We start from the raw sequence: 1,498 nt of genomic DNA, 5'->3' as shown, positions 1-1,498 counted from the left end.
CCGGCCCCTGCCTCCCGAAGACAGTGCTCTACCTGGCTGAGCTACTCCCCGACCGGTGCGTCCGGCCCGCCTTGATGCGGACCCACCGGGAGACAGACGCGGCTCTATAGGGGCCGGATGCGCGGCTTTCAACCGCTCTTTCGCGTCCGCGGCGTGAAAATCGCGGGATCGGGGTTAAGCCGGTACTAACCAGCCCCGTCAGGGATTGCGCAAGGCCGATCCCCGACAATCGCCGCATCATGTGGACTATCGGCGATTTCGACCTGACGATGGAGCTGCGCGGCAAGGCATTCGGCCTGGCGGTGACGTTGGCGCTCGCCGCGCTGGCCTTGCTTGCCCTCGTCCTGCCCGCCGGCCCGGCCCTGTCCGCCGGCGCGCAGCGCAGCTACACGGTGACCACCGAAACGCGCGACGGCTATACGGTCACCACCGAAACCATCGTCTATGTCGATCATGGCGGATCGGCCGGCGTCGTCGAGAATTACGGCGTGCCGCAAAGCCCGGCGCTCGCCACCTATGGCCCGTTCAACGTCGTCGCCGAAGACCGGATCGAGATGATCGGCGAGGTCGACAGCTATGCGCCGCAGGCGTTCCGCCGGCTGCTCGCCGACTGGCCCGGCATCCGCACCCTCGATTTCGTCGACTGCGCGGGCACGATCGACGACAATGCCAATCTCGCACTGGCGCGGATGATCAGGCGCGCCGGAATCGCCACCCATGTGCCCGGCCATGGCTCGGTGCGCTCGGGCGGCGTGGAGCTGTTTCTCGCCGGCGTACGCCGCACCGCCGAACCGGGCGCCGAGTTCATCGTCCATAGCTGGCTCGACAATTACGGCCGCGAGGCCGCCGACTATCCGCCCGGCGATCCGATCCATGCGCCCTATCTCGAATATTATCGCGAGATGGGCATGGCGCCCGAAAACGCGCGCGCCTTCTACGCGCTGACCAACAGCGTGCCGCACGACAGCATGCGGCATATCTCGATCACCGAGCTCGCCGCGTTCGATCTGCTGCACTAGCGCAGGCTATTCGGCGGCTTCCGCCATCTCGACCGTCTGGGGACCGCGGATCAGGCCGCCAGGGCGCGCCTCGGTCACCTTGCCGTCCCGGAAGGTCACCTGGCCGGACTTGATCGTGATCTCATAGCCGCGCGCCTTTTGCAGCAGGCGCTTGCCGCCCGCAGGCAGATCGAAGGCGAGCCAGGGCTTTTCGAGCTTCAGATTGTCGAGATCGATCACGTTGATATCGGCCAGATAGCCGGGTGCCAGCACGCCGCGATCGTTGAGGCCGTAGAGCCGCGCCGTATCGTGGCATTGCCGCTTGATCGCATTGGCCAGGCTGATCGTTCCCCGTTTCCGGTCGCGCACCCAGTGCTGGAGCATGAAGGTCGGCGAGGCCGCGTCGCAGATCGTGCCGCAATGCGCGCCGCCGTCGGACAGCGAATTCACCGTATCGTCGCGATGCTGGAGCGGATGGAGGAAATCGAGATTGCCGTCCG

At 66.4% G+C, this 1,498-nt stretch carries 2 protein-coding genes; one reads left to right on the top strand and one right to left on the bottom strand.

The annotated features are described in order from the left end of the window. The first annotated feature begins 239 nt into the window (after positions 1–239). Positions 240–1,019, top strand: a complete 780-nt coding sequence (locus tag ACTS1Z_RS13665; RefSeq protein WP_442625027.1) for a hypothetical protein — start codon at positions 240–242, stop codon at positions 1,017–1,019. A gap of 6 nt (positions 1,020–1,025) precedes the next feature. Here the strand turns inward: ACTS1Z_RS13665 and ACTS1Z_RS13660 are convergent. Beyond that, positions 1,026–1,498: amidohydrolase family protein (locus ACTS1Z_RS13660; protein ID WP_442625026.1), on the bottom strand; the 473-nt coding region annotated here is incomplete at its 5' end.

The sequence above is a fragment of the Parasphingopyxis sp. genome (assembly GCF_052168295.1).
GTDB lineage: Bacteria > Pseudomonadota > Alphaproteobacteria > Sphingomonadales > Sphingomonadaceae > Parasphingopyxis.
The sequence above is the reverse complement of the archived record's forward strand: the minus strand, read 5'-3'. Positions and strand labels throughout refer to the sequence as shown.

Coding starts and splice junctions, on each gene's coding strand:
- ACTS1Z_RS13665 (WP_442625027.1), top strand. CDS start 240: ATGTGGACTATCGGCGATTTCGACCTGACGATGGAGCTGCGCGGCAAG.